Source organism: Brevibacillus ruminantium, assembly GCF_023746555.1.
In the GTDB taxonomy this organism is placed as follows: Bacteria; Bacillota; Bacilli; order Brevibacillales; family Brevibacillaceae; genus Brevibacillus; species Brevibacillus ruminantium.
The window spans coordinates 491468-515992 of record NZ_CP098755.1; the positions used below are offsets into that span (position 1 = coordinate 491468).

General features: G+C 52.9%; 24 protein-coding genes, 1 pseudogene and 1 riboswitch. Of the genes and pseudogenes, 18 read left to right on the forward strand and 7 right to left on the reverse strand.

Going from position 1 to position 24525, the window contains the following annotated elements; all coding sequences use genetic code 11:
• The first annotated feature begins 93 nt into the window (after window positions 1-93).
• The 8 genes from NDK47_RS02590 (at window position 94) to NDK47_RS02625 (ending at window position 9437) form a co-directional block, all read left to right on the forward strand.
• Window positions 94-1104, forward strand: coding sequence for an ABC transporter permease (locus NDK47_RS02590; RefSeq protein ID WP_251873355.1), 1011 nt, complete (start codon window positions 94-96; stop codon window positions 1102-1104).
• 24 nt (window positions 1105-1128) lie between these two features.
• Entirely contained in the window at window positions 1129-2022 is an 894-nt protein-coding gene (locus tag NDK47_RS02595) for an ABC transporter permease (RefSeq protein ID WP_251873356.1), read from the forward strand.
• A 30-nt stretch (window positions 2023-2052) separates the two neighbouring features.
• Window positions 2053-3648, forward strand: coding sequence for an ABC transporter substrate-binding protein (locus NDK47_RS02600; RefSeq protein WP_251873357.1), 1596 nt, complete (start codon window positions 2053-2055; stop codon window positions 3646-3648).
• 115 nt (window positions 3649-3763) lie between these two features.
• Window positions 3764-5035: a M20 family metallopeptidase gene (locus NDK47_RS02605; protein ID WP_251873358.1), complete on the forward strand. Its 1272-nt coding sequence runs from the start codon at window positions 3764-3766 to the stop codon at window positions 5033-5035.
• Between the two features lie 15 nt (window positions 5036-5050).
• Entirely contained in the window at window positions 5051-5995 is a 945-nt protein-coding gene (locus NDK47_RS02610) for a DUF1177 domain-containing protein (RefSeq protein ID WP_251873359.1), read from the forward strand.
• A gap of 19 nt (window positions 5996-6014) precedes the next feature.
• A complete protein-coding gene (locus tag NDK47_RS02615; protein WP_251875925.1) occupies window positions 6015-6992 on the forward strand; it encodes an ABC transporter ATP-binding protein in 978 nt (325 codons plus the stop codon).
• A complete protein-coding gene (locus tag NDK47_RS02620; protein WP_251873360.1) occupies window positions 6989-7954 on the forward strand; it encodes an ABC transporter ATP-binding protein in 966 nt (321 codons plus the stop codon). The genes NDK47_RS02615 and NDK47_RS02620 overlap by 4 nt, the downstream gene beginning before the upstream one ends.
• Before the next feature lie 142 nt (window positions 7955-8096).
• Window positions 8097-9437 carry an amidohydrolase gene (locus tag NDK47_RS02625; protein ID WP_251873361.1) on the forward strand — a complete coding sequence of 447 codons (1341 nt, stop codon included), beginning with the start codon at window positions 8097-8099 and terminating at the stop codon, window positions 9435-9437.
• Between the two features lie 85 nt (window positions 9438-9522).
• Here NDK47_RS02625 and NDK47_RS02630 read toward each other — a convergent pair whose 3' ends face one another.
• Window positions 9523-9717: a hypothetical protein gene (locus NDK47_RS02630; protein ID WP_251873363.1), complete on the reverse strand. Its 195-nt coding sequence runs from the start codon at window positions 9715-9717 to the stop codon at window positions 9523-9525.
• Window positions 9718-9881: 164 nt separating this feature from the next.
• A complete protein-coding gene (locus NDK47_RS02635) occupies window positions 9882-10406 on the reverse strand; it encodes a GNAT family N-acetyltransferase (protein ID WP_251873364.1) in 525 nt (174 codons plus the stop codon).
• 223 nt (window positions 10407-10629) lie between these two features.
• Here NDK47_RS02635 and NDK47_RS02640 point away from each other — a divergent pair, with 223 nt between their 5' ends.
• The 6 genes from NDK47_RS02640 (at window position 10630) to NDK47_RS02665 (ending at window position 15954) form a co-directional block, all read left to right on the forward strand.
• On the forward strand, window positions 10630-11724 hold the full coding sequence (locus NDK47_RS02640; RefSeq protein WP_251873365.1) for a PAS domain-containing sensor histidine kinase: 1095 nt from the start codon (window positions 10630-10632) through the stop codon (window positions 11722-11724).
• A complete protein-coding gene (locus NDK47_RS02645) occupies window positions 11696-12352 on the forward strand; it encodes a response regulator (RefSeq protein WP_305883363.1) in 657 nt (218 codons plus the stop codon). The genes NDK47_RS02640 and NDK47_RS02645 overlap by 29 nt, the downstream gene beginning before the upstream one ends.
• A 106-nt stretch (window positions 12353-12458) precedes the next feature.
• Window positions 12459-12653: riboswitch (cobalamin riboswitch) on the forward strand.
• A gap of 199 nt (window positions 12654-12852) precedes the next feature.
• On the forward strand, window positions 12853-13329 hold the full coding sequence (locus NDK47_RS02650; protein ID WP_251873366.1) for an acyl-CoA thioesterase: 477 nt from the start codon (window positions 12853-12855) through the stop codon (window positions 13327-13329).
• A gap of 293 nt (window positions 13330-13622) precedes the next feature.
• A complete protein-coding gene (locus NDK47_RS02655) occupies window positions 13623-13784 on the forward strand; it encodes a cytochrome c oxidase subunit 2A (protein ID WP_251873367.1) in 162 nt (53 codons plus the stop codon).
• Window positions 13785-13811: 27 nt separating this feature from the next.
• Window positions 13812-14279 carry a cytochrome c oxidase subunit II gene (locus NDK47_RS02660; protein ID WP_251873368.1) on the forward strand — a complete coding sequence of 156 codons (468 nt, stop codon included), beginning with the start codon at window positions 13812-13814 and terminating at the stop codon, window positions 14277-14279.
• 16 nt (window positions 14280-14295) lie between these two features.
• On the forward strand, window positions 14296-15954 hold the full coding sequence (locus tag NDK47_RS02665) for a b(o/a)3-type cytochrome-c oxidase subunit 1 (protein ID WP_251873369.1): 1659 nt from the start codon (window positions 14296-14298) through the stop codon (window positions 15952-15954).
• 121 nt (window positions 15955-16075) lie between these two features.
• Here the strand turns inward: NDK47_RS02665 and NDK47_RS02670 are convergent, their stop codons facing one another.
• Entirely contained in the window at window positions 16076-16822 is a 747-nt protein-coding gene (locus NDK47_RS02670; protein WP_251873370.1) for an SDR family NAD(P)-dependent oxidoreductase, read from the reverse strand.
• A gap of 185 nt (window positions 16823-17007) precedes the next feature.
• Between NDK47_RS02670 and NDK47_RS02675 the strand changes: the two genes are divergently transcribed.
• On the forward strand, window positions 17008-17640 hold the full coding sequence (locus NDK47_RS02675; RefSeq protein ID WP_251873371.1) for a nitroreductase family protein: 633 nt from the start codon (window positions 17008-17010) through the stop codon (window positions 17638-17640).
• An 87-nt stretch (window positions 17641-17727) separates the two neighbouring features.
• Here NDK47_RS02675 and NDK47_RS02680 read toward each other — a convergent pair whose 3' ends face one another.
• Genes NDK47_RS02680 through NDK47_RS02690 form a run of 3 tightly spaced genes read right to left on the reverse strand, consistent with a single transcriptional unit; the run spans window position 17728 to window position 21226 of the window.
• A complete protein-coding gene (locus NDK47_RS02680) occupies window positions 17728-19131 on the reverse strand; it encodes a sensor histidine kinase (protein WP_251873373.1) in 1404 nt (467 codons plus the stop codon).
• Window positions 19118-19828 (reverse strand): response regulator transcription factor, encoded by a 711-nt coding sequence (locus tag NDK47_RS02685; RefSeq protein ID WP_251873374.1) that lies wholly within the window; start codon window positions 19826-19828, stop codon window positions 19118-19120. Before NDK47_RS02685 ends, NDK47_RS02680 begins: the two co-directional genes overlap by 14 nt.
• 36 nt (window positions 19829-19864) lie before the next feature.
• Window positions 19865-21226: a VCBS repeat-containing protein gene (locus NDK47_RS02690; protein WP_251873376.1), complete on the reverse strand. Its 1362-nt coding sequence runs from the start codon at window positions 21224-21226 to the stop codon at window positions 19865-19867.
• Between the two features lie 286 nt (window positions 21227-21512).
• Here NDK47_RS02690 and NDK47_RS02695 point away from each other — a divergent pair, with 286 nt between their 5' ends.
• On the forward strand, window positions 21513-22472 hold the full coding sequence (locus NDK47_RS02695) for a YybI family spore inner coat protein (protein ID WP_251873378.1): 960 nt from the start codon (window positions 21513-21515) through the stop codon (window positions 22470-22472).
• 138 nt (window positions 22473-22610) lie between these two features.
• Here NDK47_RS02695 and NDK47_RS27765 read toward each other — a convergent pair.
• A pseudogene (locus tag NDK47_RS27765) lies at window positions 22611-22775 on the reverse strand (hypothetical protein); the annotation flags it as partial.
• Between the two features lie 217 nt (window positions 22776-22992).
• Between NDK47_RS27765 and NDK47_RS02700 the strand changes: the two are divergent.
• Together NDK47_RS02700 and rpmG are read left to right on the forward strand one after the other, a co-directional pair.
• Window positions 22993-24201: a GTP-binding protein gene (locus tag NDK47_RS02700; RefSeq protein WP_251873379.1), complete on the forward strand. Its 1209-nt coding sequence runs from the start codon at window positions 22993-22995 to the stop codon at window positions 24199-24201.
• A 76-nt stretch (window positions 24202-24277) separates the two neighbouring features.
• On the forward strand, window positions 24278-24427 hold the full coding sequence (gene rpmG / locus NDK47_RS02705; protein ID WP_251873381.1) for a 50S ribosomal protein L33: 150 nt from the start codon (window positions 24278-24280) through the stop codon (window positions 24425-24427).
• Window positions 24428-24525 lie beyond the last annotated feature (98 nt).

The window sequence follows — 24525 nt, forward strand, 5'->3', positions numbered from 1 at the left end:
GTGGACGAAAGGGGTATACGGGTAAAATAACCACAACTATATGAAAATTATAATATTTCAGACCTAGATCAGAAGTATAAGGGGGTTGGGGGATTGCTTGTTTACATTTTTCGACGATTGCTGCTGATGATTCCCGGCTTATTGGGGATCATCCTGATCACATTCCTTCTGTCACGGGTGCTGCCTGGCGATCCTGCCCTGATGATAGCGGGAGAACAAGCGGACGCGGCCCAATTGGCGAAGATCAGAGAAGAGCTGGGCTTAAACAATCCACTCTACATTCAGTTTTTTGATTATCTGGGAGATTTGGCCCAGGGCAATCTGGGCTTTGCCTGGCATACCGGTCATACCGTCGTCGAGGATTTTCTCACGAGATTTCCGGCGACCGTGGAGCTGACGCTGTTCAGCATCCTGATCGCGGTTCTGGTGGCGATCCCCGTCGGGGTAGTCGCCGCTACGAAAAAAGAATCGATCACCGACCATATCTCACGCGTGTTTTCCCTGATCGGCGCCTGTGTTCCCGTTTTCTGGCTGGGCTTGATCTTGATTTACTTCTTTTATTCCAAGCTGGGCTGGTCCCCCGCTCCGATGGGCAGGATCAGCGGGGAGATTTATCCACCGACCCATATCACCGGGCTTTACCTGGTGGATAGCTTGTTGTCTGGCGATATGATCGCCTTCAAGCAAGCGCTTTCCCATATTCTGCTGCCGGCGATCTGCCTGAGTACAGGGACGATGGCGATCGTGGCGCGGATGGTGCGATCCAGCATGCTGGAAGTAATCGGCCAGGATTACATTCGGACAGCAAGAGCCAAGGGACTGGTAGAGAGAATCGTGATTTTCAAGCACGGACTGGTGAACGCACTCATTCCTACCCTCACGATTCTGGGACTTCAGTTCGGTCATTTGCTGGGCGGAGCGGTCATCACGGAAACGATTTTTGCCTGGCCCGGCCTGGGAAGCTATGTGACCGAATCCATTCTGGCGACTGATTACGCGCCCATCCAGGCGTTTACGCTGGTCAGTGCACTCTTGTACAGCCTGATTAATCTCTCAGTCGATTTGATATACGGATTCATTGATCCGCGTATCCGGTATGACTAGACACAAGAGCAAAGGGGGGATTTCATGAACAGCGCTACACAGAGTACTACAACCGTTGGAAAGACAAAGACAATCAAGCCAAAATCAACATTTCGGCTGCTGCTGCAAAACAGACTGGCGGCTCTGGGACTGTTTTTCATAGTGATGTGGACGGTAGCCGCATTGGTGGCACCGCTGATCGCTCCCTATTCGCCGAATACGCCGGATACCTCCGTCAAGCTGCAGGGGCCAAGCGCGGAGCATTGGTTCGGTACAGACAACTTCGGCCGCGATATTTACACCCGTGTCATCTACGGTGCGCAAATCTCGATTTGGACAGGCCTGATCGCCGTGGGAATCTCCTTTTTTATCGGAGTGCCGCTCGGCGGGATCGCTGCTTACTACGGCGGCGTGACCGGCACGGTGATCATGAGGGTGATGGACACGCTGCTCGCTTTTCCGTCGCTCGTGCTCGCCATGGCGATTGCCGCTTCCATCGGACCGGGATTGATCAGTGCGATGATCGCGGTTGGGATTGTCGGGATTCCCGAGTTTGCCCGGTTAATGTACGGACAGACGATCTCCTTGCGGGAAAAGGAATTCGTAGAGGCTTGCCGGGCAACCGGTGTGAAGGATTCCCTGATTCTGTTCCGGCACATTTTCCCCAACGCTTTGGCACCACTGCTCGTTCGGGCGACGCTTGGCATGGGGTTTGCCATCCTGACTGCTGCCAGCTTGAGCTTCCTCGGGCTGGGGGTAAAACCGCCGATTGCCGAGTGGGGAGCGATGATCTCAGAGGGGAGAGAATACATCATCTCCGGTGAATGGTGGCTGGTCACTTTCCCGGGTCTGGCAATTGCTACTTCCATTCTTGGTTTCAATCTGTTGGGTGATGGCCTGCGCGATGTACTTGATCCGCGCCTTCGCTCCAGCAGGTAAAAAAATAAAGAATAGCAAGGGGAGATTCATGTGAAGAAACGCAAGTGGCTAGCCGTACTAACCTTATCAGCCATGCTGGTAGCTGCAGGCTGCAGTCCCAATGCCAACCAGCAAAAGCCGGCGGAGGGACAGAAACAGCCTGACCAACAACAGGCCCAGTCTCCTGTAGGAAAAGCCATTACCATCGCCTACTCCGAAGGCGGAACGACGATGGACCCGGCAATGGCAAGCGATTTGACTTCGGATACCCTGATCGTGTCAACCTACGACCAGTTGGTTCAGTTCGGAACCAAAAATGTAGACGGCACGGACATCGCCGATACCGAAGTGGTCAAACCGATGCTGGCCAAGGAATGGAAAATCTCTGACGACAAACTGACCTACACATTCACGCTGCGTGATGACGTGAAGTTTCACAGTGGAAATCCGGTCAACGCCGAGGCGGTTGTTTTCTCAATGGATCACTTGAAGAACGGGCAGTCCAGCATCTTCAAGCTGTCCGGTATCGAGACCGTCACGGCCAAAGATGCGACCACTGTCGAGCTGAAGCTGAGAAAGCCAAATCCGCTGCTTCTTCAATATTTGGCCCAGTACAACTTCTCGATTATCGATCCGTCGGTCATAAAAGAAAAGGGAGACGACTACCTGAAGAACAACGCAGCAGGCTCCGGTCCCTTCAAGCTGGAGAAGTGGGACCCTGCTTCTGAAGCCATCCTGGTTGCCAATACCGACTACTGGCAGGGCGCACCAAAGGTAGAGAAGGTCACCATGAAATTTACGAAAGAAGCATCCAGCCGCGTGCTGCTGCTGGGCAAGGGAGACGTCGATCTGGCGATTGAAATTCCGGCCAAAGACGTAGACAGCCTGAAGCAGAACGAAAACGTACAGGTGCATTCCAATCCGAGTAACCGGATTCTCTACTTCGCCATGAATAACAAAGTAAAGCCGTTTGACGACGCCCGTGTTCGTCAGGCCATCGCCTATGCAATCCCGTATGACAAGCTGATCAACGACGTCATGTACGGGCAGGCCAAACAACTGAAGAGCGCCGTTCCGAGCAACACGCCAGGTTCTACCGATGCGGGCTTTGTCTACAAGAACGACCTGGAAAAAGCCAAACAGCTGCTGAAGGAAGCCGGCTATGAAAATGGATTCTCCTTTGACTTTACGCTCGGTTCCGGATTCCAGGATTGGGAAGATGACGCTGTGCTGATCCAGGCTGAGCTGGAAAAAATCGGCGTGAAGATGGATATCAAAAAAGTGGCGCGCGCGCAGTTCCTGCAAATGCAAAAAGAGAAAAATCTCACTTCCTTTATGTCCAAATGGACTTCCTTTGTAAACGATCCGGGCTATCATCTGGGCTTCCTTTTGTACGGCAAAGGGTCTTCCAACTACATCAACTATCAAAACGCCAAGGTGGATGAGCTGTGGGAGAAGGCAGATGTCGAGTCTGATCCGGTCAAGCGTTATGAAATGTACAAAGAGGCGCAGGAGATCATTACGTCGGAAGCGCCGTGGGCGTACTTGTACGAATACAACCGGGTGGTGGGTGTGAACAAGAACCTGAAAGGCTACTCGTTCTATCCAGATGAAATCATCCGTTTCTACCCGCTCTCCAAAGAGTAGTCAAAAGCGTATTTCGCCCCCGGTTCACACAACGGGGGCACTCACTTTCGACATGTGGCTCATTTCATTTGCGTGAGCGGACACATTCACTTACTGCTGGAAAAGGGGTGTACCCATGACTGATTGGAACCGATTGGTTATCGAAGAAATTGAGAAACGACAAGACGAACTGATTGAGCTATGCTCCAGACTGATTCAGTTTCCCAGCGAAAATCCGCCGGGGGATTCCCGCCCGATCAGCAAGTTTATCATCGACTACCTCAAGCAGGAAGGAATCGACACGGCGATTCACGAGTCCGGGGAAACCATGTGGAATCTGATCTCTACCGTTGGCACGCCGTCACCCGACCGTCACCTGCTGTACTGCGGACATACCGATGTCGTACCGGCTGGCGATCTCTCGCGGTGGGACGTACCGCCATACAGCGGCCTGGTCCAGGATGGATTCATCCACGGCAGGGGAGCTACCGATATGAAGGGCGGTCTGGCCGGGCTGATTTTCGTCACCGGATTGTTTGCGAGACTGGGTGTGCCACTGGCCGGAAATCTGTCGCTCTTTATCGTTCCTGACGAAGAAACCGGCGGCGATCTCGGCGTTCCCTGGGTACTGGATCGCGGCCTGATTACGGGAACGGCGGCGGTGATTGCAGAACCATCCCATCCGCAGAACCCGACGATTGGGCAAAAAGGAAGCTGCTGGTTTGAATTTACCGTCGAAGGAACTCCTGGTCACGGCAGCCTTTCCCCGCTCAATGGGGAGAGCGCGATTCTGAAGGCGGCAAAAGCGATTCAAGCCCTGCAAAAGCTGTGGGAGCTGAAGCCTGACATCCCGGCAGAGGTCCAGGAAATTATCGATATCTCGAAAAAATTTGCGCTTGTCCGAAATCCCGGCAAAGACGTCAGCGCGGTACACGATCATGTCACGATCAACATCGGGACGATCAGCGGCGGGACAAAGGTGAACGTAGTGGCAGACCGCTGCACGGTCCAAGTGGATACACGCGTCCCGTTTGGTCTCGATTACAGAGACGTGCTGGCCGAGGCGAAGCGTCTGCTGCTTGAAGTGGGCATCGACGTCGAGCTGAAGCCGTTTGGATTCCAGGGCAACGCCAACTGGACATCGGACTCCGAAGACATCGTTCGTCTGCTGGTGGAAAGCATCTCCGACGTCAGTCAAAAAGAAGCCTACGGCGTCTTGCAATGGGCGTCCAGTGACGCACGCCATTTCAGAAAACACGGAATACCGGTATTGCAGTACGGCCCTTCCGAGCTGGCCGGCATTCATTCCTTCAACGAGCGAGTACCTGTCGATCAGGTCATCCAGGCGGCAAAAGTGTACGCGCTGACAGCTTTGAAATATCTCGGCACCACAGATGCAAACAAGTAAAAGGAGGGTACCACCTTGTTAAAACAAGTATTGGAAGTAGTAAATCTGCTCGACGACGCAACAGTAGACGGAAAACAGGTAGAAGCGTACTTGCGTAGCAAGGGGGCTGCGACGATTCACGTAGAAACGGTCTCTTCACCGAAAGGCTCGACAGACTTCATCCAAATCAAGATCCCGGGGAAAACAGGCCGGATCAGCGGCGGACAAAGTCCGACGCTTGGCATCATCGGTCGTCTCGGCGGCATCGGTGCCCGTCCCGAACAAATCGGCTTTGTCTCCGATGGCGACGGTGCGGCTGCAGCGATCGCGGCGGCTGCCAAACTGATTGAAATGCAAGCAAAAGGGGATACCCTGGACGGAGACGTCATTATCGCCACTCATATTTGCCCCGATGCGCCGACAAGACCGCATGATCCCGTTCCGTTTATGGATTCACCGACGGATATTCTGACCATGAACAGACACGAGGTATCGCCTGAGATGGAAGCGATTCTTTCCATTGATACGACAAAGGGGAACCGCGTTATCAATCACAAAGGCATCGCCATTTCCCCGACCGTACGAGAAGGATACGTCCTGCGGATCAGCGAAGATTTGGTAGAGATTCTCCAGACCGTGACAGGTCAGCCTGCGGTGACGTTCGCCGTGACGACACAGGATATTACCCCTTATGGAAACGGACTGTATCATATCAACAGCATTTTGCAGCCGTCCGTTGCCACCTCGGCTCCGGTTGTCGGTGTCGCGATCACGGCCATGTCCACAGTGCCTGGATGCGCGACAGGCGCTTCACACGAAACCGATATCGCGCTGGCTGCCCGCTTTGCGGTAGAGACAGCCAAAAACTACGGCAGAGGCAAATGCTCGTTCCATTCAGAAGAAGAGTTTGCCCGTATTCAGGAATTGTACGGCTCGATGAAACACCTGCAGACACTCGGCGGCGTTTCTGCTGAAAAATAGGAAAGAGAGGCGACTCGTGATGCAACCACTGCTGGAAATCACCGGTTTACAAACAGAATTTGTAACCCAGGGGGGCGTGGTTCGGGCGGTGGACGGGGTTGATCTGGTTTTGCACAAAGGCGAAACCCTGGGCGTCGTGGGCGAATCAGGCTGCGGAAAGAGCGTGACGTCGCTGTCGATCATCGGGCTGCTGCCCAAAGGCCAGAGCCGCATCTCCTCGGGCGACATCCAATTTGAAGGAAAAAGCCTTCTGTCCCTCTCGGAAGCGGAGATTCGCAAGATTCGCGGAAACCGGCTGGCGATGATTTTTCAGGAGCCGATGACCTCGCTTAATCCCGTGTTTAAAATCGGTCACCAAATCTCCGAATCCGTCCGGTTCCACTTGAAGCTCGGGAAAAAAGCAGCTTGGGCGCATTCCATCGAGATGCTCAGAAAAGTGGGAATTCCGCGCCCCGAGCAAATCGCCGATGAATATCCGCATCAGCTTTCCGGCGGGATGCGGCAGCGGGTGATGATCGCGATGGCGATGGCCTGCAATCCGCAGCTCTTGATCGCCGACGAACCGACGACTGCGCTTGACGTGACAATTCAGGCGCAAATTCTCGACTTGATGCGGGATTTGCAAAAGACGGAAGGCACGGCGATTCTGATGATTACGCATGATCTCGGCGTCGTAGCGGAGATGTGTGACCGGGTCGTGGTGATGTATGCCGGGCAGGTCGTCGAGGAGGCGGATGTGAAGACGCTGTTCCGCGATCCCAAGCACCCGTATACAAAAGGGTTGATGGCGTCCCTGCCGCAATTGGCGGGGAACCAGACCCGGCTGCAGTCGATTCCTGGAAACGTGCCTAATCCGCTGGACATGCCCCCGGGCTGCCGTTTTGCCCCGCGCTGCTCGTTCAAGACGGATGCCTGCGACAGTGTGAAACCGGAGCTGGTGGAGGTAGAGGCTGAACATAAATGCCGTTGTCTCTTGTATCAGGAGGTGGAAGCGTGAAACCGCTATTGGAAGTAAAGGATCTGAAAAAGCACTTTCCGATCAAGAAAGGGCTGTTTGCCAAACAGGTGGGTGCAGTCAAGGCGGTGGATGGCGTTTCTTTCTCCATCCAGCCCGGAGAAACGCTGGGGATCGTCGGCGAATCAGGCTGTGGCAAATCGACAACCGGGCGGGCCATTCTTCGCTTGATTGAGCCGACGGCAGGAGAAGTTCTTTTTGAAGGACAGGATATCCGCCAACTGAAGCCAGACGAGATGCGGAAATTCCGCACAAATATGCAGATCGTCTTTCAGGACCCCTACGCCTCGCTGGACCCGCGCTGGACAGTACAGCGGACGCTGGAAGAGCCGCTGCGCACGCATCTGCAGCTCTCGGATGCGGAAATCAAGGAGCGGATTGCCGAGCTGATGAGCGTAGTGGGATTGGCTCCCTATCATGCCAGCCGTTTTCCGCATGAATTCTCCGGTGGACAGCGGCAGCGGATCGGGATCGCCCGTGCATTGGCACTCAGACCCAAATTCGTGGTTTGTGACGAGCCAGTTTCCGCTTTGGACGTGTCTATTCAGGCACAGGTGCTCAACCTGATGCAGGATTTGCAAAGTCAGTTCTCGCTGACCTATATGTTTATCTCGCATGATTTATCCGTGGTCAAGTTTATCTGCGACCGGGTGGGCGTCATGTACCTGGGCAGGATGGTGGAATTGGCGCCTACGGCTGAGATGTTTGCGGAACCGCTTCATCCCTATACAAAAGCGCTGATGTCCGCCGTTCCGGTCCCTGACCCGGAATCGTCACGCGAGCGGATCGTGCTGACAGGCGATGTGCCTAATCCGCAATCGCCGCCGAGCGGCTGCACCTTCCATACGCGTTGTCCGTATGTCAAGGACAGCTGCCGGGAAATTGTGCCGGAATGGCGCGAGGTGTCGCCTGGCCGTCATGTCGCCTGCCATCTGTACGAATAGATGCGAGTTTTTTGTAAACGGAAACAGGACTGACAGTAGGAAGGCAGACACAGGTTTCCGTGATCAGGCAGTCGTTCTCTCTAAATGAGAGACCGCTGCCTTTTTCACAGGAAAGCATCATGATCGAAAAGAGGAGATGCAAATGAATCAGCAGCTCAAGCAATTGGTGGAGAGCCTGTCTCCAGAATGGACGGCGTGGAGACGCGATTTTCACAAGTACGCCGAATCCGGCTGGGTCGAATTCCGTACAGCCTCTATTGTGGCAGAAAAGCTGCAGGAGTGGGGATATGTCATTCAGGCAGGGAAAGAAGTCATCCGAGACGAAGCGCGGATGGGTGTTCCGTCGGCAGCGTTTCTGGCCGAGCAGGAAAAGCGCGCCCTGGGGCAAGGCGCAAGGCCTGAGTGGCTGCCTGTCTTCTCTGGCGGCTTTACCGGTGTGGTCGGCATTCTCGATACCGGAAGACCTGGCCCTACGATAGGCTTTCGCGTCGATATGGACGCGCTGGACATTCAGGAATCCGACGAGCAGGATCACTTGCCGGCAGCAAACGGCTATGTCTCGATCAACCCGGGAATGATGCATGCCTGCGGCCATGATGCCCATACGACGATTGGCTTAGGACTGGCCCAGGTATTGATGGCAATGAAGGATCAACTGAAGGGGCGGATCAAGCTCATCTTCCAGCCGGCCGAGGAAGGCGTGCGGGGAGCCAAGGCAATGGTGGAAGCGGGCGTATTGGACGACGTCGACTTCTTTTTCTCCGGGCATATCGGCAGCGGGGTTCCCCTGGGCGAGGTCGTGTGCGGAGCGAGAGGATATCTGGCGACCACCAAGCTGGATGTCACCTACAAGGGGTACTCCTCCCACGCCGGCGGACACCCGGAGGATGGCAAAAACGCGTTGTTGGCGGCGGCCTCTGCTGCACTGAATTTGCACAGCATTCCCCGTCATTCCCAAGGCTCGTCCCGGATCAACGTCGGGGTTTTGCAGGCTGGCAGCGGCCGAAATATCGTGCCGGGCGCAGCTTATCTCAAGGTGGAGACGCGAGGGGCTACCTCGGATATCAATGAATACATGCTGGAGCGAGCGATTCAAATCATCAAAGGCGCCGCTGTGATGCATGATGTCCAAGAGAGCATCGAGATCGTCGGCATGGCGAATAGCTGCGACTCCAGCAGCGAGCTGATCCCCTTTATCCGGTCGCAGGCGGAGAAGGTGGAAGCAGTGCATGCGGTTCGTGATTTTGTCGTAGCGGGGGGCTCGGAGGATGCTACCTACATGCTGCAACGAGTGCAGGACAACGGCGGTCTGGCTTCCTATCTGGTGATTGGGACGACGCTGGCGGCTGGGCATCACAACGAGAAATTTGACATCGATGAGCGCGTGATGGAAATTGCGATCCAGACGTATGCCCTCTGCGCATTGCATGCCGGTGAGCTTCCGGGTTGGAGTGGAGAGAACACCGAAAACGGTGAAAAATGAATGAATCGTCAAAGGCAAGACAAAAAAAAGACCCCCTGTCACTGTCAGGAAGTCTAGCAAGGAGATGACTTCAGTGGAGCGGCCATCAGTGGTGATGATGACGATAGGTTTCCATCATCATTCTATGATGGTGGGCGCGCCCCCGGTGAAAATGCTCTCTTTCAGCATACATGTGATGAAGCCTGCCATGGTGTCCGCTGGCAATGCGCTGACGATGGAAATGATCAGCCATTCTGGTGTGATAATGCATGCGATCACGATGATGTTGAATAGGATCCACCAAGAGATACCTCCCTTCCCATGCTTTTACCATGGTACGAGGCTCGAGTGGAAAATGCTTAGATACTTGTACGGGATTTGGAAAAATGTACACGTAGCCCGGCAGCTTTCCTGATCTGGCCGGGGGTTCTTGCTATTTTACCCATCACGCTCATGCCGGTTTGATTAGAGGAACAATGTCATGTAGTCTTCATCCTGGTAAACGCCGTCGTATTTGAGGGCGTTTTTTTCTGTGCCAAATCTCGTAAACCCAAGAGCGGCATAGAGCGATACAGCGGGAAGATTGTCGCTTGCGACCGTGAGATGAATTTGTTCCAATCCTTCCTGTTTCCGCGCTATTTCGATCAGGTGAGAAATCAGCATTTTGGCGGAGCCGCGACCTCTTTGGGCAGGCGTAAAATAAACGCCTACGAGTGAAGCCTTGTGGCGTAATTTCAGATGGCTTTCCCGCCTGAGTGTGGCTACGCCAATTAAAGAGCGCCCCATAAATGTCCCTACCGTGAATAAATCCGCTGTCGGCTTCAAGCGGGCCCTCCAGGTCTCCAGCATGTTGGGATCCTGGCGCATTTCCTCGTAGGTGGTTAAAAAGGCCTCGGGATTTTGCTGAAGAGCCTCCAGACGCAAGGCAATATACGACTCTGCGTCCTCCGGCTGCAAGATTCTGATCGTCAGGTCATGGGTTTGGTCCATGGGGCGCCCTTCTTTCTTCCGTGATTTTGGATGATGCATGATCAAAAAGTACCACGAAGCAGGGAATTCTTCCACTTGTTTAGACAGAAAATCCCCAAAATTGCGGGTTGGGGAAGCAGCTTCCTAAGTCAGCTCCCCGGATGTTAAGGGAATTCCCCGATTCACTTTCCACGCCCCACCCCCTACAATAGCGATAGGATGTTTGTCTGTGAGGAGGATCACCATGAACGCGTGGATGGAAGAAATGGGTGCGTCACAAGAAACCGATACGCTCTTACAGTCCATATTTGCGAATATCAGTGACGCTGTTTTGGTCGTGGATCACAGCGGAACAATCGTGACCGTGAATGCCGCTATGGAACGGATGTCAGGCTGGTCAAAGGAAGAATTGGTCGGTAGCAAGCATATATGTGAAATCTGTTTGGGCATGGCTACTTGTCAGGAGGAGAGTACCTGTACGGACTGTTTCTTCAAGCGTACCCAGATGCCCTCCTTTGAAATGCGGGTAAGGACAAAAGATGGGCGTGAGTATCCCGTCGCAGCCAGCTCTACGAGGCTGCCCGAGGGGGCAGATGGAAAAATGGTGATGATTCTCCGTGATATGACCATGCAGTTGCGGGCGGAAAAAGAACGCTATCAACACAAGCTGACCAATTTTGTGATTCAGGCTCAGGAAGAAGAGCGAAAGCGCATTTCCCGCGAGCTTCACGACGGCGTTGGGCAGGCACTATACAGCATCCTGGTCGGGCTGAACGTACTGGGACAAGGAAAGCTGAGCGGTCCCATGAAGCAGCATGTCACCGAAATCCAACAGATGACGGCGAAGGCGATGGAGGAAGTAAAGCGCATGGCTTTGGAGCTGCGCCCTTCCGCTCTGGATGATCTCGGGCTGTTGCCAGCTCTGCGTTCGCTGATCAAACGGGTGGAAAAAAGCTTTGGCCTATCTGTAGACCTGCATGTTCAGGGAGAGTGGCAGCGGTACTCTGCGCCTGTGGAGACCGCCCTTTACCGCATCGTCCAGGAGGCGATGACCAATACAGCAAAATACGCACAAGCCCACACGCTGGGCATTATATTTGAGGCTCGGGAAAAAGAACTGGTGGTGACCATTGTCGATGACGGCGTCGGCTTTGATGTGGAGCTGGCTGAAAACAAAGGCTCTGGTCTGGGGCTGTTCGGGATGAAGGAACGGGCTCAACTCTTGAAAGGCAGTGTTGATATCCGCTCCGTGATCGGAGAGGGAACCACGGTGATTGTTCGTATACCAGTCGCAAAGGGGGAAGCAGAAGATGGGCATTCGAGTCTTGATCGCGGATGATCACGCTGTCGTGCGCACGGGCTTGGGCATGTTGATTGACGCCCAGCCGGATATGGAGGTTGTCGGCTATGCAGCGGACGGCAAAGAGGCATTTGACAAGGCGCTTGAAATTCGGCCGGATGTAGTGCTGATGGACCTCAGCATGCCGCCGGGAGAGAACGGTCTTTCGGCTACAGGGCGGCTTAAAGAAGCAGCTCCCGGAATTCAGGTGCTCGTCCTGACAATGCACGATGACGAGGAATATCTGTTTCGTGTGTTGCAGGCAGGAGCGGCTGGCTATATTTTAAAAAGCGCTCCTGATCTGGATCTGATTGCGGCGATCCGCACGGTGTCAAAAGGGATGGCCTATCTGTATCCGTCCGCGACCAAATCGCTGATCGAAGAGTTTTTGCAAATGGTGAAAAATGGGGAAGAGCAGGCGAAATACGAGATTCTGACCGAGCGGGAAAAGGAAGTCCTGATCCTGATCGCCAAAGGCTTCAGCAACAAGGAGATTGCCGAACAGTTGACCGTATCCGTGAAGACGGTCGAATCCCATAAGGCGCACATCATGGAGAAGCTTCATCTGCGCACCCGTCCTGATCTGGTGCGGTATGCGATTAAGAAAGGTTGGCTTGATTTTGAATAGGTCGCATGGGCAAGCACAGCAGCTTGCCTTTTTTTGTGTTCTGCATGTCGACGAGCTTCGGCGAAAATGCTACCATGGATTCAGTGTTTATTTTGCAGTCGTATGAACTACATAAGTGGAAACAGGTTCTTTGAACGCGGCGTTCAAGGATGAAAAGGGAAGCTCGGTGAAAATCCGACACGGTCCCGCCACTGTAAGAGGGGAGTCAGCACCATATGAGCCACTGATCCGGAAGGATTGGGAAGGCGGTTGCTGATGGAGAGCCTTTAGTCAGGAGACCTGCCTGTTTCGACGACACTGCTTGACCTACGGGAGATAGGGAGGTGTTAGGGTGGCTAGCGTGAATCACGCAGGAGGCTTTGCAAGCCCCTGCTCATTTTGGCATCTCTAACTTTCCATTGGATCGATAGAGATGCCTTTTCTATTTTCAGCGAAACAGCAGATGCGGGCGCAAGACAAGAGCACTTGCTTTGCCAATACGCAATAATGGGAGGTCCCTCATGCAACAACCAGCAAAACCCATCCGTGAATCCAGAACATGTATGACAGATCTGGTTTTTCCCCCAGATACCAATCACCACAATACGATTTTCGGCGGCAAAGTAATGGCCTATGTCGATAAAATCGCGTGTATAGCGGCGATGAGACACTGCCGCAAGCCCGTCGTCACCGTTTCCAGCGACAGTTTTGACTTCCTGGCCCCGATCAAAACCGGAGAAGCGATCAACCTGGAGGCGTATGTGACGTGGGTGCACAAAACGTCGATGGAAATCTATGTAAAGGTAGAGTCGGAGAATTTGATAACAGCCGAAAGGAAAGTAACCGCACGTGCATATTTGACGTTTATCGCCCTGGATGAAAACGGCAAGCCTGCTCCTGTCCCACAGGTTATTCCTGAAACAGAAGAGGAAATGCGGCAGCATGAACAAGCAAAAGAACGCTACGAGATCAGAAGAAACCGTCGCGAACAGGCATGAAAGAAAAAACGTACGAGCATGAAAGAATAACGTCGGAACTAGCATAGAAACGCCATAAAATCGATCACGAATCACGACCGGCAGTCCTGTACATACGGGCTGCCGGTTTTTGTTAAGAAGTGGATGACGAAGATTGTCGGTTATGTCCAAAATGTGTCAGGAATTAGGGAATATCAGGAGGTTCCCGGGGGTTTTTAGGGGTTTTCCCTGAATTACAGTGCAAGCCGCCAGAGAGTAGAATGAAGTCGTAAAAAGGAACAGCTCGTACGGTATCGGGAAAGGAGGAGAGAGCCGTGGAGACAAAGACAGAAACACAGCGTCAACTCGAAGAGGCAAAGAAACTGAAGCCTGAATCGCAGGACCTGAAAGGGACATTTATCGCTGTATTACTGGTTGGCGCTATCATACTCCTAAGTTGGTTTGGTGTATTCGGATTATTCCTGGATCGTGCATAGCAGGGAAGAGAGGGAGGTTGTGAAACGATGCATCTGCACCGTTACGAAAAAATCTGGCTGATTCTGGGGGCAGGAGGCCTGGCGCTGTTTATTGTGCTGCTTTGTGTGAACGCCTTCGCAATGGGTATGGCCCCTCCGAGCAACATGGAAATGATCGACCCGACGAAAGTATCGGAGACACCTCCGTTTGACAATCCTGGTCTGAAAAAGATCAGTGACACGGAGTACGATGCTTACATGACGGCGTTTGCTTTTGGCTTCAACCCCAATAAGATGGAAGTTCCGGCAGGGGCAAAGGTGAATTTTCACGTAACCAGCCCCGACGTGGTTCATGGATTTCAAATACCGGGTACAAACGTCAACTTCATGGTAATGCCGGGGCATATCAACTCCGCGTCGTACACCTTTGAAAAACCTGGTGAATACTTGATCCTTTGCAATGAATACTGCGGCGCCGGCCACCAGGTGATGGCGACAACCATTATTGTAAAATAAGGCAGGTGATTTCGATATGATGCAAACACATATGGGAAAGGCGCAGGTGGATCGTCCGTCTGCTCGTCTCAGTCTGGCATACATTTGGGTTGCATACGCAGCTTTCGGGCTGGCCGCACTGGCTGGAATGCTGCAAGGCATGGTGCGCGGCGGACTCATTGAGCTGCCGAGCTGGACCAACTATTATCAGATTTTGACCGCACATGGGGTCTTGATGGCACTCATTTTTACCACATTTTTTATCGTCGGATTCCTGCTGTCCGGAGTTGCCAAAACAACGGGAGGGTCCTTGCACGGTACTGCGCTCGGACTTGGCTGGATCGGCTGGATTCTGATGACAGTTGGGACCGCGATGGCGGTCGTGACCATCGTAACGAATGACGCATCGGTTCTCTATACCTTTTACGCGCCGTTGAAGGCATCTCCGTTCTTTTACATCGGAGCAGCGTTGCTGGTCGTCGGAAGCTGGTTTGGCGGCTTCGCCGTCTTCAGCAGCTACCGTAAATGGAGACGGGAAAACAGAGGAAAAATGTCTCCCTTGTTCGTCTTCATGTCGGTGACGACCTTTGTCCTGTGGCTGATCGCAACCATTCCGGTGGCTGTAGAGGTTCTCTTTCAGCTGATTCCGTGGTCGCTGGGCTGGACGTCGAGCATCAACATTATGCTGAGCCGTACCTTGTTCTGGTTCTTCGGTCATCCACTCGTGTACTTCTGGCTGATGCCTGCGTACATCGCCTGGTATGTATGCGTCCCGCGGATTATCGGCGGACATGTATTCAGTGATTCGCTGGCTCGCCTGGCTTTCATCTCGCTGCTTCTGTTCTCCATGCCGGTCGGCTTCCACCATCAGCTCATGGAGCCCGGTATCTCTCCCGGCTGGAAAATGATCCACGTTATTTTGACGCTGATCGTCGTAGTGCCTTCACTTATGACGGCTTTCTCGATGTTCGCTACCTTCGAGACAACCGGCCGTAAAAAAGGTGGAGTAGGGCTGTTTGGCTGGTTCAAAAAGCTGCCTTGGTCCGATGTTCGCTTCTTTGCCCCCTTTGTCGGAATGCTCTTCTTCATCCCGGCAGGTGCGGGTGGAATCATCAACGCAAGTAACCAGATGAACGCAGTCGTTCACAATACGATTTTTATCACCGGTCACTTCCATATTACCGTGGGTGCCGCTGTCGCTCTCACCTTCTTCGGTGTCAGCTTCTGGCTGATTCCTGTACTGACTGGCCGCACTCTGACACCGACCGCGAACCGGATGGGAATGGTGCAAACCGTATTCTGGTCGGTGGGAATGTTCCTGATGTCCTACGCGATGCATTACCTGGGTCTGCAGGGCTCTCCGCGCCGTACCAGTTTCACCACTTACATGGATCACCCGCTGGCCGTAGGCTGGTTGGATTATCAGCGCGTGATGGCCTTTGGCGGCGGACTTCTGTTCGTAGCAGCGATTCTGCTGATTCTGATCCTGGGCTATCTGACTTTCTTCGCTCCAAAAGGAAATACGGAATACCCGACTGCGGAGACAGAAACCGAGCAGCATACACCGAAAATCCTCGAGCGCTGGCCGGTTTGGTTGGGAGTCCTCGTTCTCCTCTGTGTTCTGGCATACGGCTTGCCGATTGCCGAGCAGCTTACGCATAACCCGCCTGGATCTCCGCCATTCCGCACCTGGTAGGCGGCGCATCGATCATCTGACATGTAAAAAAGCCACTCGGCCTTTGTACCGAGTGGCTTTCTTGTACCTTCAGAAAGTTTACTTTCGCTAACGCGATAGAGGTAGAAGTATACGATTCTCCTCAAAGCTGATAGATCATTTTTCGCGTCATGCCGCCGTCCAGAACAAGCTCTGTCCCTGTCATGAAATCGTTCTCGTCATCGGTCAAAAACAGGCAGGCACGGGCTACGTCATCGGGCTTGCCCACGCGTCCGGCCGGGTGCTGCTCATGGTCCTGCGGGCGGAGGGCTTCTTCATCGCCGGTTTCAATCCAACCGGGTGAGATGGCGTTCACTCTGATCCGGTCGGGGCTGAGTGAGAGGGCCAGAGCGTGGGTCAGTGATAAAATGCCGCCCTTCGAAGCGGCGTATGCTTCGGAGTGGGGCTCAGACATATGGGCACGCGTCGAGGAGAGATTGACGATAGCGCCGCCGCCGGTTCTGCGCATCAGCAGGGCAGCTTCGCGTGAGCAGAGAAAGACGCTGCGCAGATTGGTATGGATGACATCATCCCATTCCTCAACGGACAGCTCATATGGGGATTTCCACCTGGAGACGCCGGCGTTGTTGACCAGAATGTCCAAATGCCCCCACCGTTCGGCCACCTCTTCCATCAACCGGATGATATCTTTGGGCTTGCTGACATCTGTCTGTTGAAAAAAGACATGTCCGCCCGTCTTGGCAATCCTGGCTGCGGCCTTCTCTCCCAGCTCCGGATTCTTTTCCGCGATACAAACTCTCGCCCCGCGCGCTGTGTACATGGCTGCAATCGCATAACCGATGCCTTGTCCTGCACCTGTGACGACGACAACTTTTTCAGAAAACGGCATAAAAAACCTCCCGCTAAGAATAGATAGGGGGCTGCATGAAAAACCCCTGATTACCGAACACTGTAAGCAATGATTTTTGATTCTAGCTGAATTTCAAGCAACATTCGGGGTGGAAATCCCGTTTGTAACTATAGTAAAGTGAGTGTTAGCGCTATTCATCTTAGAAGTGACGAGGAGGATGTCTCATGCAAACAGAAGTCAAACTTACCACGGAACAAGTGATGGAAGCACGTCACAGTGTACGCAAATACGATGCGAGCCAAGCGATCCCTCGGGGAGTACTGAACGAAATCCTTCGGTTGGCGGCTACAGCCCCATCCTCCTGGAACCTTCAACACTGGCGGTTCCTGGTCGTGACAGATCAGACCCACAAGGAGCGCCTGCTGCCGATTGCCTATGGACAACAGCAGGTCGTAGATGCCCCAGCCGTGATTGTGATTTTGGCAGATCTGGAGGCAGACAAATCTGCGCTGCCGATTTACAATGATTCGCTTGCCAAGGGCCTCGTGAACGAGCAGGTGCGTGATACGCTGGTAGCTCAAATCGAAAATGCGTATCGTGACAATCCGCAGCTCGCCCGGGATGAAGCCATTCGCAATTCTTCTCTGGCCGCCATGCAGCTCATGCTGGCAGCGAAGGCCAAAGGTTATGACACATGCCCCATGGGAGGGTTTGACCGGGATGCGCTGATCCAGGCATTCAACATTCCCGGCCGCTATCTGCCATCGATGATCATCACTGTGGGCAAGGCGAGTGTACCGGCTCACCCCACATCGCGCTTTGGACTGGATGAGCTGGTTATTGAAAACAGTTTCTGATCAAACCCTCGATGAGGAGGAACACCCGCAGTGCCGGGTGTTCTTTTTACTTTTTCCTGTTGGACGTAGCTTTGATAGAGGTTTTCCTTACGATGATGGCAGGCTCTGGGCGAGAGGAAGCTCGACGGAGACGGTTGTTCCTGTTCCCTGCGTGCTATCGATGTGAAACTGGCCTTTATGCAAATGAATGAGTTCCCGGCAGATAGACAAGCCCAGGCCGCTTCCCGGCTGTTTGGATTGGCCTTTGTAAAATCTCTCCGTGATGCGGGGCATGTCTGACGGGGAAATGCCATCACCGGTGTCGCGAACGAAGACCCGCACATGGCTTTGGTCCGTTTGGCAGGACACCTGAACGGAGCCGCCGCCGGGAGTAAATTTAAAGGCATTGTCCAGCAAGTTTACGAAAATCTGCTTCATTCGATTGGGATCAACCGAAACAGGCAGAGGAGCTGAGGGAATTTGGACATCAAAGTCCACATTTTTCTCCTGGGCGCGAACAGTAAACTGAATCCGCACATCCTCCAGGATATCGCGAAGATCCAGCCTTTCGACATGCAGCCGCAGTTCACCGGATTGAAATTTGGAAAAATCGAGAAGTTCTTCGACCAGCCCGATTAAACGGTCCGTTTCTTTGGAGATCACTTCCAGTCCCAGCATCGTCTCCTCTTTATCTTCGAGCCCGCCGGAAATCAGGGTTTCTCCCCAGCCCTTGATCGACGTAAGCGGCGTACGCAGCTCGTGGGAAACGGAAGAGATAAAGTCATTTTTCATTTCCTCGTTTTTGCCGATTTCTTCCGCCATGTAGTTAAAGGTTTCGGCCAGCGTACCGACCTCATCATCGAATTGTTTCTTGGCGCGCGTGGAGAAATTGCCGGTCGCCATTTGGGTGGCTGCGCGAGTCAAATCCTGAATGGGACCGACGATGCGGTTGGCGATGATCAAGCTGAGCGCAAAGGCAAATACGACGACGATCAAGCCGACGCCCGCTCCGTACATAGCGATACGGTTCACGGCAGCGTAGAGCGGCTCTGCCGAGATGGAATAGCGCAATACGCCGACATGATCCCCCAGATACGTGAGGGGATTGGAAACAGCGATCACGCGCTCCTTTGTCTGCGGGGCTTTGCCGACGTACAAGCCCATGCCCGTTTGCAAGGCAGAAGAGACATCTGGCGTGCCGATCACTTCGGCTGTCTGGAAGCCGTATGAATTCAGCAGTACTCTCCCGTCCAGCGCGAGGACTTCAATCTTCGCATTTTCCTCTTTGGAGACATTCTCCAGGATGTAGCGGGACTTGTCTTTGAGCCCATAGCCGCCCGCATACTTGTTAACAAAATTGGTGAAGGTTACGGATCGGGTGACGAGTGTTTCCGTGGCAGTTCCAAAGTAATAGGTGTGCACGGCCCAGTAAAACAATCCTTCCAACAGAAGGACGATCAAGAGCAAGATCAATCCAAAATGGATAATCAGCCGTGCTCTAATTCCCTTCATCGGTGCTTTCCTTTCTCCAGAGATAGCCGTAGCCCCAGACGGTTTCCACATAGGCAGGGTGGGCGGGATCATCCTCGATCTTTTGACGGATGCGGCGAATATTGACATCCACCACTTTCAGATCGCCGACGTAAAACTGGCCCCACACCTCTGTCAAAATATCATCCCTGCTGATGGCCTTGTTGGCGTTTTCCGCCAGCAGCTTCAGGATGGCAAACTCTTTCGGCGTGAGATCAATCTCTTGTTTCTGTTTGACCAGCTTTCTTTCGTCCAGCAGCAATTGAAAGGGGGGAATGTCAATCACATGCGGTTCCTCCGCTTTCACGTCAAGGGCGGTCAGCCTGCGATGCAATGCTTTCACGCGGGCCAAAAGCTCCGTCGGACTAAAGGGCTTGACCACGTAGTCATCCGCTCCGTACTCCAGCCCCATGACCTTGTCCTGCTCCTGACTTTTGGCGGTCAGCATGATAATTCCCATGCGCGGGTATTTGCGGCGCAGCCGGTCACATACCTCAAAACCATCGATGCCCGGGAGCATCACATCGAGGATGGCAATCTCAATATCGGTTTGCCTATCTGCGATCTCCAAAGCCTCTTCACCGGAGGAAGCCTCGATCACCTCGCAGTCGTGACGCTTGAGATTGATTCTGACGAAATCGCGGATCGACTTTTCATCTTCCAACAGCAACACTTTCATGATTGACGTCTCCTTACAAAACCGAATCGGCCGATGTTACAACGGCATTTTTAACGGCCGGAACAACTGCCTGATCTCATCTGTGGTGAGCAGCAAGGAATTGTACTCCCGCAGGGCAGCTCCACTCAGATTACCGGGTTTTTGCGGTTGAATGGCGACCAGAACTTTCTTGCTTGCTTCTGACAATACCAGATAAGGAGTCTGTTTGCCTTCAAAAGACTTTTCCATCTTGGCCCATTCCTGTTGGGGAATCATCTGGAACGTCAGCAGGGTCGCCTTGTTCTCTCCATTTTGGCCGTTATAAACCATATGGACAACGTTTACCCCCGGATCAGGGTTTCGTTCGACGGTGAATTTGTCCTTCCATTTTTCCGGGATGCGGAAATCAAAGCCGAGGTTATAGCTTTGAAAGTGATCTTCGACATGCGTAAGTCCGGTTCCCCCGTCCCATTGATAATAGGAGGCAATCCAGGGGATTTCCGCCATGGACAGATCATCGGTACCTGGAGGCTGGGTATGAATGCCGATCTCGATAATCCCATCGCCGTTGATGTCTTCACTGTACAAGGAATAGGGCTTGAAGGTCGGGTTTTCCTCGCCGAGATTTGCCAGGGGACGACGCAAATGGCCGTCGTCGAAAATCAACAGCTCCGTCATCGCCGAATGTGCGCCCAGTCCGGCCTCGATAAAGATCCCTTTTGTTGTGGCGGAGGCTTTCCCGATGATGGCTTTTTCGTAGCCGTTTATACTGCCTTCCAGTGAAATTTCCGTCCATTTGGTTAGGGTGTTGTCTGTCGCTCCGTACACCTCTGCCTTGGAGGTGAGGCTGCTGTGATCATGGATAATCAATGTCAGCTCTTGCTGCTCATCCCCGATGAGATCGCCAACAGCCATGACGGTGTACGACTGCTTCAGCAGTTCCTGCGGTGTGTTTTCTTTAAACGAATAGACGGACAACTCTTTGTTCAGGCCGTCGCCTCCACCCCAGCCAATCAGCATTTCCGGGATTCCGTCCCCGGTCAAATCAACATATTGCACATAGTCCAGCTCACGACCGATCCCGGAGAAAGAAGCTGCCTTTTTCCAGTTTCCCCCGCTTTGCGTCAAGACCAGTACGCCAATCTCGTAGTCGGTTTTTTCCGTTTTGTAAAAGGCGATCACCTCAGGTGAACCGTCTCCGGTCAAATCCTGCAGGGACACAGCACTGGATTCCTCCGGATGTAAGGGTACGGTCAACTGTGAGCCAGGGGGAAGGAATTGCATCACTGCTTGGTTGATCGACTGCTGATTGCCGTCGGCGGCAGGAGCCCGCATCAACTCAGTGGGAGTATCCGTAAAACCGCATCCGCCTGTCAAAATGACAGACAGGATAGCGAGAGACAGCCCAAGTTTTTTCATCTGTCTATTCGTTCCTTTCTGTTGGTGCTTATCGAGAGGGATCATTTCCTTTTCTTTTATTGTAGCTTGCCAGATGGGCGAAGTTGTTGCAAACCGGTAAAAATAGAGAATCAGAATTTCCAAAAAAGTACAGGCTGAGAAAGGCTTCTTTTTGCAACTATTCGCGGAAAAACTCCGTTTATGTATGAGAGAACACATGGCATGCAGCAGCGCCACTCCAAGGCCTGTTTCCAATGACAGCGGGAGATACAGAGAAGAAGCATGGAGAATAAGGGAGGAAGAGAGCATGAAAGCATGGCATCGATCATTCTGGGCAGCCGTTTTGGGCGTCCTTATCACGACAACCTCTGCCTGGACGGGTGTCCCTGTACGAGCAGAAGAAAAACTGCAGAAGCCTGCCAGCATCGTACGTATTTTACCGGAGCAGACCATTTTGTTTAGCATACAATTCATGGATGGCTTTCGGGCCAAAGTGACGGACAACAAGACGAGAAAAACAACCTGGGTGGATTTGACGCCAAGCAGGGAAGAGTACTTGCTTAGAGGAATCTATGATGCCCAAGGGAGATTGAAAAAACCAACGAACGGCTTTGCGGAGCAGCTGGTAGAGCTGATCCCTTACCGGGCGATAGATGGATCGATTCATTACGTAGGCAGACAGATAATTTGGGGGATAAATGGAGAGAATCGGATTGCCAACGCCACGAGCGTGTGGTCAGTCAAGGATCAGAAGGCGGAGCTCGTCAGTTTGACGGTAACTTCGGGTGATTCAGACAACATGCCCTCTTTAGACGTGTTCATCAACAACGGGTTTAGCATGTTTACAGATATTACCTTTGTACTGGATACCAAGTACGCCGATGTTACGGGGGATGGAATCAGAGATCACGTCCTGCTGATTGGCGACAAACCCGGCCTATACCTGGGGCTGCCGGCGGAAAACCTCCACATCGTCGTCCTGGACGGGAAAACAAAACAGCAGACCCATGCGTCCGTCGGTGCCATGGATAAAGGAGTCTTGCCAAAGCTGAGCATCGGTCCTGTTAATCAGGATGGGGGCAAGAACATTCTCGTAACGATTCCAACCGAACATGGCAATGTGTACAGCGCGATCAGCTGGAAGGATAGCCACCCGGTGGTCTTGATTGACCAGGCAGAGCTGAATAACCCGCAGGCCTACAAGGTCGTGACGGATACTCACGGGGTCGGATTCGCCGTGCAAAAGGCGGTGCCAGCCGGCGAATAAGGTACGCAATAAAAAAGAGAAGGTGCTTCCTCCTGTCTGGTGAAGACAGAAGGGGCACCTCTCTTGTTTTCGGCCCTCCGATTTTCCAGCTTCGTGGATCGTCCCGATACGTTCCGGGCGTGTCGAAGAGAGAATCAAGCCGCCTTCGCCCATAATATTGATATGCTGGCCAGTCTCTTCATGCAGAAGTTGTACAATCTCGTCAAAAAACCGTCCTGTAAAAAGGAAAATGAGCTCATCAGAATTCCCCGCATTTCCTGGAATGGTACCATGAATATACAGAAGTGGAACAGGTTTTTGCATGTGGCAGCGCAACCAAAAAATGTGCGAATAATTCAGTATTTTTTGGTTGTTCTAACTAAATGTTTATAATCTCTCACAAAAATATGCAGAGAATGACAGCGCTTGCCTTTTAATCGTAATGCTTACGATTTGTCTTGACTCGGATGAAGAGTCGGGTTAGGATAGTATTTAAATCGTAATCAATACGATTTATATTTGTTCAGGGAGTGTACGGATCATGACAGATAGAAGAATTCCGGTAACGGTGCTGAGCGGTTATTTGGGTGCTGGGAAAACCACGATGCTGAATCACGTGCTGAATAACCGTGAGGGCATGAAAGTGGCGGTCATCGTCAACGATTTGAGTGAAGTGAATGTGGACGGAGAATTGATTGCCCAGGGCGGCGGACTCTCTCGGGTTGAGGAGAAGGTCGTCGAAATGTCGAATGGCTGCATCTGCTGCACCCTGCGGGAGGATTTGCTTACAGAGGTAGAGCGGCTGGCCACAGAGGGAAAATACGATTATATCCTGATCGAATCAACCGGAATCGGGGAGCCTGTCCCGGTTGCCCAGACCTTTACATACGTCGACGAAGAGATGGGGATCGATCTGTCCCGTTACTGCCGTCTTGATACGATGGTGACCGTGGTGGATGCGAATCGTTTTTGGCATGATTTCTCCTCTGGTGAAAGCTTGCTGGAACGGATGCAGGCGGCGGGGGATGAGGATACCCGGGACGTTGTCGATTTGTTGATGAACCAGATTGAATTTTGTGATGTGCTGATTCTCAACAAATGTGATCTCGTCGAACCGGATCAGTTGAACGAACTGGAAGCCGTCCTGCGCAAATTGCAGCCGGAAGCCAAGCTGATTCGCACCAGCCGTGGAAAGATCGATCCGCGGGATATTCTGAATACCGGTCTGTTTGATTTTGAAAAGGCAAGCCGCTCTGCCGGCTGGATCAAAGAACTGGAGCAGGGAGAGCATGTGCCGGAAACGGATGAATACGGAATCTCTTCGTTCGTGTACCGCAGACGGACACCGTTTCATCCAGAGCGCTTGGGCAGATGGCTGGAGAACTGGCCGGAAGAGGTAGTGCGGGCCAAAGGCTTTGTCTGGATTGCGACCCGCAATGACCTGGCGATGACCCTCAGTCAGGCGGGTACTTCGATCGAAATCGGAGCTGCCGGCTACTGGGTAGCGGCTTTGCCTGAACCGGAAAAGGCAGCGATTATGGCAGAAGATCCGGAGTGGGTCAGCACTTGGGACCGGCAGCACGGGGATCGGCAAAATGAATTGGTCTTTATCGGCATCGGGATGGATCGCGAGAGAATCGAGCGGGAGCTGGATGATTGTCTGCTGACGGACGTTGAGCTTCAAGGGGATTGGAGCACACTTCCCGACCCGCTTCCAACCAGTGACACCGTAGTGGAGACATTGGTCTAGGGCAAGGCCGCAAGCAAAACCGGGACCCGCTGCCTGCTCGATCCAGCACTATTTTCTACAAAAGGAGGAGTATGACATGCGTGTGCAGGTGACGTTGCAATGCACAGAAACAGGAGATCGTAACTACATCACCACGAAAAATAAACGGAATCACCCGGAGCGTCTGGAACTGAGAAAATACTCGCCCCGGCTGAAAAAGCATACCCTTCATCGGGAAACAAAGTAACATCTTTTTACACAAAAAACTCTCCCCTGAGCGTCCAGGAGGAGAGTTTTTGTTTAGATGAAGGAGATGACGGGGGGCGGTGAATACGACCGCCTGTC